13 protein-coding genes are annotated in these 17,714 nt (G+C 58.1%); 1 reads left to right on the top strand and 12 read right to left on the bottom strand.

The annotated features are described in order from the left end of the window. Positions 1-43: 43 nt before the first annotated feature. From HNQ38_RS07245 to HNQ38_RS07225, 5 genes are all read right to left on the bottom strand, one after another. Complete coding sequence (locus HNQ38_RS07245) at positions 44-967, bottom strand: shikimate dehydrogenase family protein (protein WP_183718931.1); 924 nt, start codon at positions 965-967, stop codon at positions 44-46. Between the two features lie 108 nt (positions 968-1,075). Further along, positions 1,076-1,390, bottom strand: coding sequence for a hypothetical protein (locus HNQ38_RS07240; RefSeq protein ID WP_183718929.1), 315 nt, complete (start codon positions 1,388-1,390; stop codon positions 1,076-1,078). A gap of 52 nt (positions 1,391-1,442) precedes the next feature. Further along, the gene (locus tag HNQ38_RS07235) at positions 1,443-2,939 is read right to left on the bottom strand and encodes a flagellar hook-basal body complex protein (RefSeq protein ID WP_183718927.1); all 1,497 of its coding nucleotides are present in this window, start codon (positions 2,937-2,939) and stop codon (positions 1,443-1,445) included. A gap of 274 nt (positions 2,940-3,213) precedes the next feature. Next, on the bottom strand, positions 3,214-3,621 hold the full coding sequence (locus HNQ38_RS07230) for a rhodanese-like domain-containing protein (protein ID WP_183718925.1): 408 nt from the start codon (positions 3,619-3,621) through the stop codon (positions 3,214-3,216). Between the two features lie 196 nt (positions 3,622-3,817). Further along, the gene (locus HNQ38_RS07225) at positions 3,818-5,014 is read right to left on the bottom strand and encodes a pyridoxal phosphate-dependent aminotransferase (RefSeq protein WP_183718923.1); all 1,197 of its coding nucleotides are present in this window, start codon (positions 5,012-5,014) and stop codon (positions 3,818-3,820) included. 89 nt (positions 5,015-5,103) lie between these two features. Between HNQ38_RS07225 and HNQ38_RS07220 the strand changes: the two genes are divergently transcribed. Next, positions 5,104-5,541, top strand: a complete 438-nt coding sequence (locus tag HNQ38_RS07220; RefSeq protein WP_183718921.1) for an MbtF — start codon at positions 5,104-5,106, stop codon at positions 5,539-5,541. A gap of 844 nt (positions 5,542-6,385) precedes the next feature. On the opposite strand, the gene HNQ38_RS07215 is transcribed toward HNQ38_RS07220, so the two are convergent. The 7 genes from HNQ38_RS07215 to HNQ38_RS07185 form a co-directional block, all read right to left on the bottom strand. Then, a complete protein-coding gene (locus tag HNQ38_RS07215; RefSeq protein WP_183718919.1) occupies positions 6,386-8,095 on the bottom strand; it encodes an FAD-dependent oxidoreductase in 1,710 nt (569 codons plus the stop codon). Positions 8,096-8,268: 173 nt separating this feature from the next. Further along, on the bottom strand, positions 8,269-10,242 hold the full coding sequence (gene selB / locus HNQ38_RS07210; RefSeq protein WP_183718917.1) for a selenocysteine-specific translation elongation factor: 1,974 nt from the start codon (positions 10,240-10,242) through the stop codon (positions 8,269-8,271). A gap of 251 nt (positions 10,243-10,493) precedes the next feature. After that, positions 10,494-11,537: a chemotaxis protein gene (locus HNQ38_RS07205; protein ID WP_183718915.1), complete on the bottom strand. Its 1,044-nt coding sequence runs from the start codon at positions 11,535-11,537 to the stop codon at positions 10,494-10,496. Positions 11,538-11,768: 231 nt separating this feature from the next. Next, a complete protein-coding gene (ispH, locus tag HNQ38_RS07200; protein WP_183718913.1) occupies positions 11,769-12,635 on the bottom strand; it encodes a 4-hydroxy-3-methylbut-2-enyl diphosphate reductase in 867 nt (288 codons plus the stop codon). Positions 12,636-12,720: 85 nt separating this feature from the next. Further along, the gene (locus HNQ38_RS07195; protein ID WP_183718911.1) at positions 12,721-13,716 is read right to left on the bottom strand and encodes a tRNA-dihydrouridine synthase; all 996 of its coding nucleotides are present in this window, start codon (positions 13,714-13,716) and stop codon (positions 12,721-12,723) included. 376 nt (positions 13,717-14,092) lie between these two features. Continuing rightward, a complete protein-coding gene (locus tag HNQ38_RS07190) occupies positions 14,093-16,318 on the bottom strand; it encodes a SulP family inorganic anion transporter (RefSeq protein WP_183718909.1) in 2,226 nt (741 codons plus the stop codon). A gap of 1 nt (position 16,319) precedes the next feature. Next, entirely contained in the window at positions 16,320-17,441 is a 1,122-nt protein-coding gene (locus tag HNQ38_RS07185; protein ID WP_183718907.1) for a hypothetical protein, read from the bottom strand. Between the last annotated feature and the right edge of the window lie 273 nt (positions 17,442-17,714).

Genomic DNA, 17,714 nt, shown 5'->3' with positions numbered 1-17,714 from the left:
ATACAGCGCTGGAGCTTCTAAACTCTTTCAAAGTAAAAATACGCTAGTTCGAGTTCAGGGCCGCTTCCAGAGCGAGCCGTGATTCTAGGGGCAGGTTACGCCCCGTCCACAGGCGAAACTGGGCGTCGCCCTGGCCGAAGAACATGTCCATACCCGAGAGGCAGCGTCTGCCGTGGCGGGCGGCATCGCGCAAAAACAGCGTTTCCAGCGGGTTGTACACGATGTCGTAAGCCAAAGTAGTTGTTTCGGCTGCATCTTTTCCGTTTTTTTTATCCGCAAGATCAAAAAAGTAGGGTGTCTCATCCTCGGCCTTGCCGCGCATGCCAAGAGGCGTGGTGTTGACCACAAGCCGGGCCGGGATGTCGTGCCGCTGTGCCCACAGTATGGGGCTCAGGCCAAATTCTTCGGCCAGGGGCAGATGCGAGGAATCAGAAGGTGTGCAGATGAAGACGTTGCCCGGCCTGCGGTCTTTCGCAAGGCTCATGAGCCCCGCCGCAGCCGCTCTGGCCGCGCCCCCCGCGCCCAGCAGCAGCACGTCCGCGCCGTGCAGGTCTTCTTGTGCCAGTGGAGCCATAAATCCTGCCACATCGGTATTTTCGCCACAAAGCTTGTCGTCGTGCCAGTAGATGGTATTGACCGCGCCCACCTGACGGGCCAGAGGGCTCACCTCGTCCAGCAGGGGCAGCAGGGCAACCTTGTGGGGAATGGTGACGGAGCAGCCGCCGATGCGCAGGGTGCGCACGCTGTCTACAAAAGCGGGCAGCCGCTGCGGCGGAATTTCCCAGCGCAGGTACAGGGCGGGCAGGCCAAGCGTTCTGAAGCCCGTATTGTGCAAAAGAGGGGAAAGGCTTTGGGCCAGCGGCCAGCCCGTGACGCCGTAAAGAACTGTTTCTGCGGCAGCTTGTGGGTCAGCCTGAAGAGGTTTCGATCCTGATGAAGAGATGTCTGACGGAATGGAAGCATTCATGGCTTCGGCTTCTCCATGCTGATTGCCGTGCCGCCGTCTGAAAAAAATGGATGCGGCAGTGTGGCCCGTGGCTGACCCGGGATAACGTTTACGCCAGTAATCACGACTCTATTTGCGTTGTTCTGGCAGGCCCGCCGATGAAAGGGCAGACTGTCGAAGACAGGGTTGCAACTCATTCGTGCAATGAGAACAACCCCGTATCAAAATTGACATTTTTGCACAACATGCCGCGCTTTGTGCATTCGGTGTCACCAGTATACCATTTGTGAAAATAATAAAAAAGCCCCCTTCAAAGGGGGCTTTAAACATAGAAAGTGCCATGTATTCATTAACAGTCTGTTTTATTGGATATATCGCCATTTCTGGCTGCCATATTTTTGTTTTTCCGCAACGGCGCTCATGAAAAACCGTTTGTTGCGGCATGGCATCCCAGCTCTGCGCTGCGTCAGAAAAAGCGTCAGAAACGAATGTCTGGCTAGCGCTTCAGTTCCACGGCCTTCTGCAACATCTGGTCGGCTGTCGTGACCACCTTGCTGTTGGACTGGAAGCCGCGCTGGGTGATGATCATATTGGTCATTTCCGTGGCCATGTCCACGTTGGAGTTTTCAGTGTTATAGGCGCGGATGGTGCCGTAGTTTTCTGTTCCGGCCTCGCCCATTTCCATCTTTCCGGCGTCGGGGGTGGCACTGAAGAGATTGTTGCCTTCGCGGTGCAAGCCGTCTTCGCTGGTGAAACGGCAGACGGGTATCTGCCACAGGTTCATGCTCTGGTTGTTGGAAAACGTCCCCACGACTGTTCCGTCACTGGTGATGTTGATGGTGCTCAGGGCTCCGGACGGGTAGCCGTCCTGAGTGTTGCGCCGTGTGACAGGAGAGGAACCGATGTAGTTGGTGGTGGCATCAACGGATACGGTTGCGCCAGTGCCCATGCCGCCCAGAGCGGATTGACTGGTGCCCACGGCCGCCGCGTTGGCAGGGGCATTCTGCCAGCCGCCAGCCGAACTGATGCCCAGGTTCACCGTAGTGGCAACCCCGTTCACGGTCATCTGCGGCAGGCCGTCTGACGAAAGCGCGGAAGGAACCCAGTTTGCGAGATCGGTGCTGCCCGCCGTGGAAGGCGTGAAGGCCGTCATGTCGGTCAGCTGCCCCTTGGAGTCAAAGGTCAGCGTGCCTGTCATAAGCGCGCCCGTGCCTGCGGTGGCACTGCCGTCCTTGGCTGTATCGCCCGTGGCGATGAGGTACTGCACCACGCTGCCGGGCTGGCTGCTGGCAGCGGAATCAAAGTATATGGTGGCCTGCTGCTGGCTGCCGTCCGCGCCATACAGGGTAATGCCCTGCGCGTAGCCGTATGCCGTGTTGGAAATGGCCGGTGAGTTGGTGGCGTCATAGTTGCCGAGAAGGCTGAAATACGGATTGGTAGCGTCAACCGAGTTTTGCGTGGTCAGACCGAGGTTAAAGCGCATATCCACAGCGGTGGTTGTTTTGGCGGGCATGCTGGAGAACTTGTCGATGGTGACCTGTTGCAGGCTCCCCTTGGTGCCGTCGGCATTGTACTTATAGCCGTTGAGGGCCATGCCCGAGGGCGTGCGCAAAACGCCTTCGTTGTCCGTGCGGAAGTCTCCGGCACGCGTGTAGTAAAGGTCCACGCCGTCCGTGACCTGAAAAAAGCCCTTGCCGCTGATGGCCATGTCCGTAACGGTATTGCTGGAGTCAAAGCTGCCCTGGCCGAACATCGTGCGCACAGACTCAACCTGGAGGCCCATGCCCACCTGGCCCAGAGCCACGCGGGAACCTTGCTGCGCGTTCCACCAGTTTCCCATGCCGCCTTGCTCGGCATAGAAAATGTCGGAAAAAAGGATGCCCTGCTGCTTGTAGCCAATGGTGCTGATGTTGGCGATGTTATTTGTGGTAACATTCATGCCCTCAGCCAGGCCCTTCATGCCAGTGGCGCCTATGTATAATGACGAGTTCACGCTAGCCTCCAATAAAATAGGGGCGGCAAGGAAAGTAATTCCCTTGCTGCCCCTGGCTGTTGACGACGTCAACGTATCCGGAAAACTGCGGGCAGGCTGCGGCATTGCCGCACCCATGCGCTGTTTTTATGCCTTTTCGTCTGGCGGCAATGCCGCCGAGGACGGGTCGAACCGGCCATATGAAAAATATGCCGATGCGTCGTCAGGCAGGGGCGGTGGAGGAAAAATATTCCTCCCCGCCCTAATAATGCAGAGAGTATGCCAGATATTGAAATTATTTTTCTTCAGGCAAGCCAAGCCGTTGCCATGCACTGATGCCTTCGTGCATATGCAAAATGTTCCCTATGCCGGCCTTGGTCATGGTTTCATACGCGCTGGCCGAGCGGTTGCCAGTGCGGCAGTAAAGCAGCACTGGGGCATTTTTCGGCAGGCTTTCAATCTGGCTTTCAAAAGGCCCACCAAAGTAGTCCATATTTACCGCGCCGGGCAGATGCCCCTCGCGGAATTCCGCCGGAGTGCGCACGTCCACGATAACAAGCCCCTGAGGCGGATTTTTCAACAGGGCGTCAGCGTCTTGCACGCTGATATCCTTGGCCAGCGCGGGCACCGCCAGCAGTACGAGCACAAGCAGAGCCGGAAGACAAAGAATATGGGCCGAGATACGGTGGAAAGTGTTTTTCATGATGCTTCCATTGCAATTTTAGAGCATTCCAACGTTTAAAATGCTGCAACGTTCGGTGTAGTGGACCGAGCCGTTCGCCGCAACGCATCGTGGGTTTATCCGAAGACCTCGCTTTTAGCTGACGGTCTGCTTTGGAATGGCAGCCAATTTCAAAACCCATTTGCTCCGGGAGACATGCTCTGAAAAATTGCCTCGTTTATTTCACTGTTGCGCGGGCCTTGGCAAAGCCTTCGGCAGCGTTGCGAATGACGCTTTCATCCACGCAGAATGCCAGCCGGAAATGGCCGGGGCAACCAAAGCCCGTGCCAGGAACGGCAAGAATGCGCTCTTCAAGCAGGGCGTTTACAAAGGACACGTCGTCTCCGCCGGGAGCCTTGGGGAAGAAGTAAAAAGCGCCAGCGGGCATCTGGAATTCGTAGCCTGCCTCCGTGAGCACTTCAGCCATGGCTTTGCGGCGGGCGGCGTAGATGGAAAGGTCTACCTGCGAGCCCAGAGCGGCGGCCATGATGTGCTGCCCCACAACAGGCGGGTTGACGAAGCCCAGAATACGGTTGGTGAGGGTGAGTCCGGCCATGAGCTGGGCTTTTTCTTCCTTGGGCAACAAAGGCGAAACCGCGGCATAGCCCAGGCGTTCGCCCGGCAGGGAAAGGCTCTTGGAAAAAGAGCTGATGGCAACAGCATAAGGATAGAGAGGCAGCACCGAAGGCACTTCCACGCCGTCATACGCCAGAAAGCGGTACGGCTCGTCAGATATCAGCCAGATGGGTTTGCCGTATTGCTGGCTTTTGTTGAGCAGAAGGTCGGCAATGGCCGCTACTTCCTTGCGCTTGTAGACGACGCCCGTGGGGTTGTGGGGCGAGTTGATGAGCACCACGCGGGTTTTTTCGGTAATGGCTGCCTCAAGGGCATCAAGGTCGGGAGCAAATGTGTCTTTCTTGCTAGGCACGGCCTTGAACACGCCGCCGTGGTTGGAGACGTAGAAGCCGTATTCCACAAAATAGGGGGCAAAGGCGAGCATTTCTTCGCCGGGGTTCAGCACCGCGCGCAAGAAAGCGTTGAGCACACCAGCCGCGCCGCAGCCAAGAATCACGTCTTCCGCCGCTATGTGCGCGCCCTGTTCGTGGCTCAGGTGGGCGGCCAGTTTTTCTCGTGCCCACGGGTAACCGCCGTTGGGCATATAGCCAAAGGCAAAAGGTTCATGGGCGTGCTCGGCGAAGGCTTTCAGGCCTTCAGCCACAGCGGGCGGGGCGGGCAGGTCGGGGTTGCCGAGGCTGAAGTCATAGACATTTTCCGCTCCGTAACGGGCCTTGAGCTGTCCCCCGGCTTCGAACATGCGGCGTATCCAGGAAGCGTGTTCAAGATAACCGGCAACGCTTTCGGCAAGAATAGACATAAAACGACTCCCAGTGGTTGTTGTATTCGACATGACTATTGGTTATGCTTCCAAAAGCTGCACAAAGCAAATGTCATTTGGAGGCTCTGATGAGTTTTGATATTTTTGGCAAAGCCCTGCGCGTCCTTATGCCCGCGCTCTGCGCGGCGCTGCTGCTGCCAGCCTGCGCTGCCAAGGAAACCGAAGAGGTTCCCGTTGGCATGACCATTATGGTAAATTTGCGCGACGTTCACCGCTGCTCGCGTATTTCTCCTGAAATAACTGTGGCCGAAGCTCCCAATGGCACGGATTACTTTGATGTGCGCCTGGTGGAGTTCACCGGTGATTCCCAGGAGCTTTTTCTTGGCGGCGGCACATGGAACAACGACGGTTCCGGTACCATACCTGAAGGCGGCTTGACCCGCCACTACCGTGGCCCCTGCCCACCCAGCGGGCAAATCAAGGACTTTGCCTTTGTTGTTTCTGCTATGAACAAGGGCAGCATGCAACCCCTGGCTGTGCGTCTGCACCGTTTTTCGCAGGAATAACGCTGCAAGGCATCAGCATTTACAGTAAAATACCTGAGAACCCGGCGACCGCACAAACGGACGCCGGGTTTTCTTTGGCCTGATTTCAGAAGGCAGTGTGTTTCAATGTTGAAAGACTCTAAAGCATTTTAACTATGAAATGTTCAGGTGGCTGCGTAGGCAGACGCCCGCCGTGGAAGCGTACGCGCAAATCTTTTATTGTTGGCAACGGTATAAAAGACATAGTCAGAGCATATTAACGTTAAAAAGTTTCATATGGTAACGTTGTCGTTCTGCCGAAAAATGCAATTTTATGGAATTCAGCTGCGTTACATTTTCCAACAGCATCAGCGCTTGCCCGTTGATGGCATTGCGCGGCGCGCAGGGAGATCACCCGACCAAAGGAAGGGAAGCTCCCGAAGCAAAGCCCGCGCAGCCCTCGGCGAACGGTGGAATTTGGAAAGCCCTTGAAAACTAACCCGTAGGATGGAGATATACGAAAATCCCAGCGGGGTCGTCCGGGGGGAGTGCAGAGGGGGCCTCGGAGGGGCGGCAAGCCCCTGACAGACCCCCTCTGCCGCACGCCGCGAGGCGGCCCAAATGAAGAAAGGTCCGAGCAATCCAGAGCAGACCAGAGCATATTTCTTTTAAACTTATTCACAGGTAAAAGTTAAAACGCTCCAGTTGGCTCTATCTTTGTATGTGGAAGGCATTGCTGTTGAGAACGCCGTTCCAAGGAAGGATGTTTCCAACAAAATGAAATAAGAAGATTTTAATGGAAGTGGGGAAGAGACCCTTTAGCAAAAGGATCTCTTCCCCAGAGCATTTTTAGCGAAAGTATGCGCCAGATGCTGCGTGCGACTGTCTAGACGGAAAGCCCCATCTTGAGCACGGCTTGCATGCCGCCAGTGGAGTTCACCACATCGGTGACGCCGTGACGGGCCAGAACCAGCAGGCTGTCATAGGCGCGCAGGCCCGTATTGCAGATGATGGCCACCGGGCGGTCCTTGGGAACTTCATTGATGCGGGCGGCCACTTCTTCCAGCGGAATAGCGTGCCAGTCAGGATGTTTTTCCTGCACGGCGCGGCCAGCGGCGGCGGGGCGGGCATCAATGAAAAACACATGGTTTTCTTTGCGGTTTTTCCACAGTTCCATAAACTTGTCGCCAGTAACAGGGGTGAAGCGCCCGGCCAGAACGTTGTCGGCCACGTTGCCCACCACATTGACCACGTCCATAGCTGATGCAAAGGGCGGGGCATAGGCGATTTCAAGGTTGGAAATGTCTTCCACTGTAGGTTTGGAGTATTGCAGGGCAGCGGCTACTGCGTCCACGCGCGCCTTGAGCGAGTCGCCGTCGGCGCAGGCCCCCTGCATGCCGAGCACGCGGCTGGTGGCTTTGTCTACCACCAGTTCCAGGGTCATCATGGCCTTTTCGGGATAAAAGTGGGCATGGTCGAACTGTTCAACACTGACGCTGATGGCGTCAAAGCCTTCCTTGCGCGCATTATCCACCGTGAGGCCCACGCCGCAGAAAGACATATCAAAAAGTTTGACGGCCCAGGAGCCCACATAGCCGTGGAAGTTGGCCTTGCCGCCAGCCAGATTGGTGCCGATAACGCGGCCCTGGCGGTTGGCCATGCTGCCCAGTGGCAGATAACCCAGCTTGCCTGTAATGAGATTTTTGATGGCAACGCAGTCGCCGCCCGCATAGATGGACGGGTCAGAGGTGCGCATGTGTTGGTCAACGACGATAGCGCCAAAGGGGGCCACGTCCAGCCCGGCTTCCTTGGCGATCTGCCCGTTGGGAATAAAGCCAGCGGCAAAAATAACCAGCTGGGCATTCAGTTCACGCTTGTCGGTTACGACCTTGCTTACTGTGCCGTCTTTACCTTCAAGGCGTACGACCTTTTCGTCCGTGTACACGTCGACGCTGTGGGAAACGCAGTCATGCGCGGCCATCTGCGCCACGGAATGCGAAAGCACGCCGGGCAGAATCTGGTCCACCATTTCTACTACACTGCATTTGACGCCCCACATGTCGGCCAGAGCCACGGCGGCCTCAAGGCCGATAAAACCGCCACCCACAATAACGGCCTCGGTAATCTTGCCTTCCTGGCAGGCACTGCGGATGGCCCCGGCAGCTTCCAGGCGGGTCAGGGAAAGGACGTTTTTGAGGTCTTTGCCCTCAACGGGGGGCACGCGTGGTGTCGCGCCAGTGGCCAGCACCAGCTTGTCATACGGCAGCTTTTCTTCCTGCCCGGTAACGACATTTTTTACGGCAAGGGTTTTGGCCGCGCGGTCAATGGCTGTTGCGCGGGTCTGTGTGCGCACGGTGACGCCTTTCATGTCGCGGAAAAACTCCGCGTCGCGCACCGTGTGGTAGGGCGTGGAGCGCAGATCGTCCAGATTCTGGATTTCACCCGACACATAGTAGGGGATGCCGCAGCCTCCGTAGGAGATGAAAACGTTTTCATCCACCAGGGTTACTTCCGCTTCAGGCATAAGACGTTTGCAACGGGCCGCAGCCTTGGGGCCAAGGGCAACGCCGCCCACTACCAGAATTTTTTCAGACATTTCTGCGCTCCTTACGTGAATGTATTATGAGCAAATGAGCATTATTAACGTATTCTAAGCATGATTTGCAACAGGAACAGTAGCAGGGAACCGATATTTTTATGACCAGGGCGAGGCGGATGGTCTGGCTGAGTTGGCCTTTGCCTGCGCTGCCCCGCCAGATTGGCGGTATGTCAGCGGCCCCGGTAACGGCGCTGGTCGCCCACGCGCACGGTGATGCGTTCGTTGTCCATATATTCCAGCAAGGCGATAAGGTACTTGCGCGAAAGCCCCAGTATTTCCTTGAGGCTGCCCACGTCCAGATTGTCGTTGCTTTCAAACCAGCGCCGCACACGCTCAAGAATATCGGTAAGGGCCGGGCCGTGGTAATAGAGGCCGTCCTTGATCTTGACCAGCGCGCCTTCTTCGCAAAGCAGGCGCAGCACGGGGGCGGCCTCCTTGGCGCTGACGCCCAGCTCTTCAAGAACATCCTTGATGTTGGGGGGCGTGAGCGGGGAAGCGGTGTGTGCATCAAGCAATTTTTGCCGCAGGCCCGCCTGATCGGCCGCAAGGCTGACCTTGTGTTCCGCCAGCCGTAGTCCTTCGCCCTCAAGGGCAAGCTGCCCCTGCTTGAGCGCCGTATCCAGCACGCGTTGAATGAGGCGCTGGGGCAGGGTTTTGCTCCAACCGGCGCAAAGGGCCCCGCGCGTGAAGCCGGGCTTGAGAGGATCTTTCTGGTGCAGCTCCGCACCACGGGCAAGGCAGGCTTGCAGCAGATTGTCGAAAGGCTGCCTGGCAATCCAGAGGCGGCCTTCCTTGTCCCAGCACAGGGCCGAACTTCGGGTGGAAAGCAGTTGCAGGCCCGATTCCAGTGCAGAACGGGGAAAGCCAGTGAGCACCCGCAGGCGGGCTTCGTCTGCCCCTTCGCTTCCGCGCAGGGTGAGCACGGCTTCAATGAGGCCAGCCCTGGCTTCGTCCCGCGCCTTGGCTCCGGCTTTGCCCGCCGGGGCCATTTCGATTTCCTGATCCAGAGCGGGCAGCTTTTGCAACAGGGCCAGCTTTGCCTGCAAACCCGGATCTTTGCGGCGCAGATCGGGCGGCAGCGGGCTTAAAAGAATGCCACCCGCAACGGTGCGCAGGGGCGAATAGGCGCGCACGACGCAGTGGTCGCCAAAGATGCCCACCATATCGTCCTTGAAGCGGATTTCCGCCAAGGCTGTTTCGCCGGGGGCCAGTTTGTCCCTGTCCCAGAAAACAACGCGCGCCGGGCATTCCAGCGTGCCGTGGTGAAAATGTATTTCCACTCTCTGACGCAGGGCGCGCGGAGCGGAAGAAAGGCAGGTGAGACGCATGAGCCAGCGCTTGGCCGGGAAAAGCTCGCCGGGATGGGCCAGCACCTGACCGCGCTCTATGTCGCCAACTTCAAGGCCCTGCACGTTGGTGGCGCAGCGCTGGCCTGCCTGCACTTCGTCCACGCTTTTGCTGTGGCGTTGCAGGCCGCGTGCTTTCGTGGGGGTGTCTGGCGGCATGAAGCGCACCTCATCGCCCACTTTGACGGCCCCGGAAACAACGGTTCCCGTAATCACGGTGCCGTGGCCCTTCATGCTGAACACGCGGTCCACAGGCTGACGGAAGATGTCGCTGCGACGACGGGCGGGCAGATCTTTTGCCTGCTCAAAGACGTGCGCACGCAGCGCGTCCACGCCTTGCCCCGTGGCTGACGACACGGGAAAAATGGGCGCGCCTTCAAGAAAGCTGCCAGCCAGAAAGCCGCGCACGTCTTCTGTAACCATGTCCAGCCAGTCGGCTTCCACCATGTCGGCCTTGGTCAGAGCCACAAAGCCGTTACGGATGCCGAGCAGAGAGCATATCTCAAGATGTTCGCGGGTTTGAGGCATAACGCCTTCGTCAGCCGCAATGACCAGCATGACAAAATCAACGCCAGCGGCCCCGGCCACCATATTTTTTACAAATCGTTCGTGTCCGGGTACGTCCACTATGCCCAGCCGTTCGCCGTTGGGCATGTCTACCCAGGCGAAGCCAAGCTCAATGGTGATTCCCCGGCGCTTTTCCTCTTCCAGCCGATCGCAGTCGATGCCGGTAAGAGCCCGAACCAATGATGTTTTGCCGTGGTCGATATGACCGGCTGTGCCCAGCACTACAGCCATATGATACCCCCTGAAGTTGTTGCCTCAAGATAGCATGCGGTAAAGGCCATTTGCAAATGCGCGAAAATCTGGATTTTTGCGGTAAATACCGTGCGGTTTTTCTGAAATCAGGCAGTTTCGTAAGAAAAATATGTAGCCAGGTTGGGGCAGATTTTATGCAAGCTGGCGAAGTGGAACGCAAAAAGCGGGGCGAAAACGCCCCGCTTTTATCTTGATTCCATGTCGCGTTAGCAAAACCGATTCGTCGGTAGCTATACCGCCTGGCTTGTCATGTGTTTCCCGCCAGCAACAGCAGCGGCCTCTTCTTCACGCGCCTTGATAAGAACCATAGCGCGGCGGGCCAGCTGGGTAACTTCGGGCTTGGATATCTGGTCGTCGGCACCGACGCTGTCGCCCTTATGGCGGAGCTTGTCCGTAATGAGTGACGAAAACAGGATCACGGGCAGCTTGCTGAGCACATGATCTGTTTTGATGCGGTGGGTGAGGTTGAGGCCGTCCATCACAGGCATTTCGATGTCTGAAACCACAACGTGCACAAAATCCGAAATGGGCTGTCCGTCTTCTTCGCAGCGGCGCTTGATGTCCTCAAGTCTTTCCCAGGCAGCACGCCCGTTGGAGACGACTTCAACGGTAAATCCCGCTTTTTCCATCAGGTCGCGCAGCATTTCGCGCACAAGGGCAGAGTCGTCCGCCACCAGGGCACGGTAACCGGAGTTGCTCCAGTCCTTGCCAAGGTCGTCCAGCCGCAGGCCCAGTTTGGGATTGAGGTTGGCCACAACCTTTTCAAGGTCCAGCAGAAAAATGATGCGGTCTTCAAGTTTGACCACGCCGATGACCGTATTGTTGGAAACAGCGGCCACATATTTGTTCGGCGGTTCTACCTGCTCCCAGCTGATGCGGTGGATGCGGTTGACGCCGGACACCATAAAGGCCGTGGTGACGTTGTTGAATTCCGTTACGATGGTCTTGGGCTGCTCTTCATTGATGGGATGGGTCTTGCCAAGCCACATGGCCAGATCCACCAGCGGAATGATGCGCGACCGCAGGTTGAACGCGCCAAGCACGCTTGGGTGCTGCACTTCCGGCAGTTCCGTAACCTTGGGCATACGGATGATTTCCAGCACTTTCGCCACGTTGACGCCGTAGTAGCCACGGTAAGAGGGTGCCGGAACGGGCTGGCCGTTTTCATCCAGCTGGGGGGCTTCGCCGGAAGGGGCAACGAATTCGTCTAGATAGAATTCCACCACTTCCAGTTCGTTGGTGCCGGCTTCAAGTAGAATATTGGACTGGGACATGCTGCCTCTCCAGGGTCGTGCCGCACAGGCGGGTCGTTAGCGCATTTCACTTTTGAAATGCTGTGGCGGCTGCGTGAGCAGACGCCCGCCGTGGAGCGTAAGCGCAATTTATTTGCGCGGTTAAGCGCCGGAACGGGCGTGTCTTAAATTTTGTGAATGCGTATTTTCAACTTTACTCTGTACTAGGGCATTGAAACTTTGAAATGTGCTGCATTTCAAAGGTAATCAGCTCTAGAGGGCCGAAAGCCATGCCTCGGCTGCGTCTATAAGACTTTTCGGCGTAGAAGCGCCAGCCGTAAGGCCTGCCTGCGACTTATTTGCAAAATTTGCTGCTTCAAGCTCTTCGGCACTTTCAACATGGTAGGTGGCGATGCCGCTAAGGGCTGCCACATCCGCCAGACGTCGCGTATTACCGCTCTGGCGTCCTCCAACGACTACCATGACATCTACCGAGGAGGCAATATTTCGGGCTTCTTCCTGCCGCTCGCGGGTTGCATCGCAAATAGTGGACAGGATTGCAAGATCCTTGAGCGAGCTGGACAGCGTTTCGCGTATGGCCGTAAAAATTTCGCGGTCCTGTGTGGTTTGCGAGGCCAGAACGTAGGGGCAGGCCGGGTCCAGATGCAGGGCCGCCAGTTCCTCGGCATTGCCAAATACATGGGCCGGGCCACTGGCGTAAGAAATAAGGCCGCGTACCTCGGGGTGATCTTCTTCGCCGAAAAGCAGCAGGGTTGCGCCCTGGGCAGTGGCGCGCGCTATGGAAAGCTGCGCCTTTTTGACCTTGGGGCAAGTGGCGTCCACCACGGTTGCACCGCTTTCAAAGACCTGCCGTTCCACCTGCCGGGTGATGCCGTGCGCGCGGATGACGGCAACATCGCCCGGTTGCAGTTGCGAGGGGTCCTTGACGCAGACAACGCCACGGGCTTCGTAATCGGCCAGTACTTGCGGGTTGTGGATGATGGGGCCAAGCGTGCATATGCGGCCCGGCTCCACGCCCTTAACCCGTCCCGAAGATCCTTCAAGAGCGGAGTTGAGCTTTTGCAGGGCCAGGCTGACGCCCATGCAGAAACCCGCTGTTTTGGCGCGGCAAACGTTCATGTGTTCTCCTGCTGTGCCGATGCCGTTTTGCGCCGCAAGACGGGCATGATCGTCACAATCAATTTTCCTGTAGAAGGGCAGCGTCTCAAACAGTCAGGCATCTGTCCAGTGCTTCTTCAAGCTCTTCCCAGCTTGAGCAGCGGCAGAGTTCCTGCCGCAGCGCCCGTGCACCGGGCAAGGAGCGAACGTAACGCGGCACGACGCTGCGCATTTTCCATATGGCCGCTTTGCCGGGGCAGTGCAGCTGGGCAAGCTCCATATGGCGTAAAATCATGGCCTTGAGTCCGTCTGCATCCTGAATTTGCGGCTGCCTGCCCGCGCAAAGGGCTGCATGGTCGGCAAAAATGGCCGGGTTGTGCATGGCCCCGCGTGCGTACATAAGCCCGGCAACGCCTGTCTGTTCCAGGCAGGCCATGCCGTCGGCGGCGCTGAACAGGTCGCCGCTGGCCATCAGCGGAATGGACAGCCGCGGGGCCAGATCTGCCAGCGCCTGCCACTGGGCTGTGCCGCCAAAGCCCTGACGGGCCGTGCGCGGGTGCAGCACCAGCCAGCCAGCGCCCGCGTCTTCCAACCGCAGTGCCAAATCTGGCAATACGGGGCGCGCGTCGTCCAGGCCCAGACGCAGCTTGAAGCCCACCCTTCCCGGCCCGGCGGCGGCCAGCATGGCTCGGGCCACCTCAAGGATGTTGTCTGTATCACCAAGCATTGCAGCGCCCGCGCCCTGACGCAGCACCTTTGAAACAGAGCAGCCCATGTTGAGGTCAAACCAGCCGTACCCGGCTTCACGCAACAGGCTGACAGCCCGGCTCAGAAAGGAGGCTTCGGCTCCAAAAAGCTGTACCACCAGCGGCTGGTCTTCGGGCAGGCTCATCAACAGTTCGTTGGTGCCGGGACTTTCATAGACCAGCCCCTTGGCGCTGACCATTTCCGTCACGCAGACGGCGGCCCCGTATTCGCGGCAGAGCAGGCGAAAGGGCAAGTCGCTGTATCCGGCCAACGGGGCCAGCCAGGGATGCTCCCGGCCTATGGGCAGGCTTGGCGGGTTGCAGGGGCAGGGGGGCAGAGAAAAGGCCTTGCTCACGGGAATCCTTAAAAATTACTGACAAATGTCTGTGTTATACGGTTGTGCGGACTGCTGCCCTGTGCGGTGGCGTAACAGCCTTGTCGTAGTGGGCATTTTAACTTTGAAATTTATGTGCTCCGCCCCTGAATGAGGGGCAGCGTGACGTGACGCGGCGTGGATTCGCAGTGCAGATCCCGCCAAAAGTGCCTTGCCCGGCAGAAGGACAACGTTGAACGCAAAGTGTTTCAGAGTTGATCTGCCATTGAGGCATTGGCGGCAGGCAGTGCCGCAAAAGCGTCAGCACGCGATGCGCCAATTTTGCCGGAAAACAGGTATGGCATCAACCCGCGCTTTTTTGCGGTTTTGACGCAACTCTCAGGCCTGATGCCTTTTGCTATTTTTTCGGGGTTTCGGATTCTCCGGCGGGCATGGCCGGGCCTTGCAGTTCATCTGTTCCGGCAAAGGGCGCAGGAGGGCGCGGCCCGACAATGGTAATACTGGCTTCGGCAACCTGATCGGGCATTCCGGTCACGCCAGATTGGGGGGCTGCCTGCGTTTCTGCCAGGCCGGGCGCGTTTTCACCCGAAAGGTCAGGGGCGTCGTCGCCCGCCCTGCTGGGTGCGCTGCTGCTTTGGGCAGCTTCCACGCTCGCGCCATCTGCCTGATCCGCTTCGCTTGCTTCACCAGTGGCGTGGGATTCTTCTGCCTTTGCCTCTTCGCGAACATCCAGCGGCATCTGGTCAATCTGCGTGGGTACGGTACTGGCTGCAGCTCCAGCCTCTGTTGCGTTAAGAACTGGCGGTTCCTCTTCTTCGCCCTCACTGCCATCCCCGGTAGAGGAGGTGACAATGCCAGCCTGTGAAGACGCCGTTGCACCGGATGACGCCGCCTGAACCGCGAGGCCGGGCACAGGATAGACGCACTGGCCGTCACGGCAGGTGACCCGGTCCAGAAGGGAGGCCGCCTGACGCAGCCCGTCATTGGTGGTCTCGGCCACAAAGCCGTTGCTGAGGTGCTCAAGTATGCCCGTGCGTTCAAGGATGCGGCTCACGGCCCGGCTGCCCACCACAAGGATAACAGGGATGCTGCGGGCGTAGCAGCGCTCAACAAATTGCGACAGGGCGTGCGCGCCGGAGGCGTCCAGCCAGAAAACGCGGCTCAGGTGCAGCACCACAAGGCGGGCGGGCTCTTCGTCTTCCTCATAGAGCTGGCGTTCCAGCTCGTGGATAGCGCCGAAAAAGAGCGTGCCTTCAATGACATACACGGCGATGCCTTCGGGCAGCCCGGCGGGGGCGTCGCGCAGCAGCGGGTCGTTGGCGCGCAGCCGCCGCACGCGCGGGTGGGCGGTCTTATAAATGAAGAGCACCAAAGACAGCAGCACACCGATGAAAATGGCTTTTTCAAGGTCGAAAATAAGGGTGGAGGCAAAGGTCATTGACAGCACGATGCGGTCAATGCGCGTGGCCACAAGGCACAGGCGTATGGCCTCGATGTCGATCATTCGTGCAGCGATAATGAGCAAAATGCCGCCCAGGGCAGGCAAGGGCAACCATGAGATGAACGGGGCCAGGGCAAAGAGCATTGGCAAGGCCAGTATGCCCGAAAAGACCGTGCCCATGCGGGTGCGGCCGCCTGATGTGACCATGAGCGCGCTGCGCGTAAAGGAACCGCAGCCCGGTATGCCGGAGGTGATGCCTGCGGCCATGTTGCCAAGCCCCTGGCCTATGAGTTCCTGGCTGCCGTCAAAATTGTCGTTCTTGACGCTGGCAAGCTGCTTGCCGATGGCCAGAGATTCAACCGTACCCAGCAGGGCCAGAGCCAGTGCGGGCATAAAGAGGTCGCGCACGGCGGCGAGATCAAAGGCAGGAGGCACAGACAGCGGCGGGATAATACTGGGGATGGCTCCCACAAGGGGAACGCCGTACTGGTCTGCCCTGAAAAGCCACGCAATGGCCGTCACTACGGCCAAAGCGGCCAGCGAGGCGGGAAAGCGGCGTGAAATACGCTTGAAACTTATGGCCAATAAAATGGTCAGGCCAGCCAGCGCCGCGCACCAGTAATTGGCCTGCGGCAACCCATGCAGCACGTCGAATATCTGGAAAAAAAAGCCCGCCTGCTTGGGACCGGGTATGCCGAGAACCGTTTTGAGCTGCCCCATGCCGATAAGCAGGGCCGCACCTGTGGTAAAGGCCACCATAACCGAATGCGAAATAAAGTTGGCAAGGTCGCCCAACCGCGCCAGCCCCATGCCCACCTGTATGAGCCCGCAAAAGAGTGCAAGACCGAAAATGTAGGTCATGCGCACTTCTTCCGGCATACTGCTGATGTATACGCCGCCCACGCTCACCGTGGCCATAGTGGAAAAGATCACCATTGAAATGGCGTTGGTGGGCCCGGCGGCCATGAAGCGCGACGATCCCCACAGAGCCGCCAGAATGACGGGCAGCATACACGCGTAGATGCCGTATTGCGGGTGCACGCCCGCAATAATGGCATAGGCCATAGCCTGTGGAACGGCCATGGGCGTGACTGTGACGGCAGCCATGAGGTCTGCCTTGAAATCACGTGGTGAGTATGTCTTTAGTGTCGTCAGAAAAGGAAAGATGCCCGTCAGGCGCATGCTAGTCCTCCTTTGGCGGGTCGTCTTCCAGCCGCAGCACGTCATGTCCCAGGGCGTAATGCATGAGACGCGGACGCTCCACGGATTTTTTCAGGGAATTGATGATGCGGGTCATGCGCCTTGTGCCTTCCAGCACGCCGCCCAGGTGTCCCGCAAGTTCGGTAAGGTCTGCCCGGGCAAGGGCGCTTTCCAGCTCCAGGGCCAGCATACGGCCTCTGGTGCCTTCGGCAAATTCGGCCATCAGCTCGCGTGTAAGGCGCAGGGCGCGGGCCTGGGTGGCGTCAATGTCTTCCACCAGCTCGCCGCAGTATTCCGCCTGGTTCCGCATGACGTTGAGGGCATTGTTGCCGTAATGGGCCATAGCTCCGGCGGCTTTTTCCAAGGCGTCGCGGGCTACGGCTATGCGGCGGCCCACGGTAAGAGACACCAGGCGGGCACACTTGGCCAGAAAGCGTTCGTCATAGTTTTCAAAGCCATACTCTCTTGTGGTGTACAGCATGACAAGCCCGAAGGGCGGTTTGTCGCTGCGGTCACGCAGCACAAAGGCTAGGCGCGAGCGGAAACCCTCCTTGTAGATCACGCAGTCAAAGGAGTCGCCGCCTCTATCAAGGGCCTGAAGGTTGTTGGAGACCACATAGCGCGTGTGCCGCTGCAAAATGGCGTTCATCACAGGATGCTCGCGCAGGGACTCTTCCAGCATGGGAGCCACGATGGGAATGGATTTGCCGTTCACATGGTTGGCTGAACGCGCTACCCATTCGCCTTCTTTATTGCGCAGGCGGCAGACATAGAGTTCAGCGTGCATGGCATGCACAAGAATTTCGGCACTTTGGCGCAGCACTTCACCAGGAGGAGCCATGCGGTCGGCAATGGCAAGCAGATCGCTTGAAACCCGCAGCAGCATTTCCGTATCGCTTTGCATGGACGCTACTGAAGACAGCAGGTGCAGCAGGCAGCGCCAGCTGCGCAGAGGCACGCCGCGCACCGAGGGTCTGTAGCCCTGCGTAAGGGTTCGCTTGGCGGCAGGAATCAGGCCCAGAACTGCCGCGCGCATTTCGGGCGGGGCGTATTTTAAAAGCCGAATGATCTCCTCGCGGATATATTCCTTGGTGTGCTGTGGCACTGTGTGCTCCATTTTCCGCAGGGTGACCTTGGCCGCGGTAGAAAAAGACAAAAGGCTGCGGCCTTGTCAAGCCACAGCCGCCTGGACGTGTTTTATTGAGAGGCAGATCTGCTTTTTATGGCTTGAAGCCCTGATGTCAGACAAAAACAGGGCTCACCTCAGATTACCAAGCATAGTCCTGAATGGTCGGCAGGTCAACGGCATTCATTATTTTGACCCTGCTGCCGCAGAGCTTGGAGAGAGATTCTTAACCCACTTGAAAAACAATTGATT

Source organism: Desulfovibrio intestinalis (assembly GCF_014202345.1).
GTDB lineage: Bacteria > Desulfobacterota > Desulfovibrionia > Desulfovibrionales > Desulfovibrionaceae > Desulfovibrio > Desulfovibrio intestinalis.
Note: the sequence above shows the minus strand (reverse complement) of the source record. Positions and strands in the feature narration are given on the sequence as shown.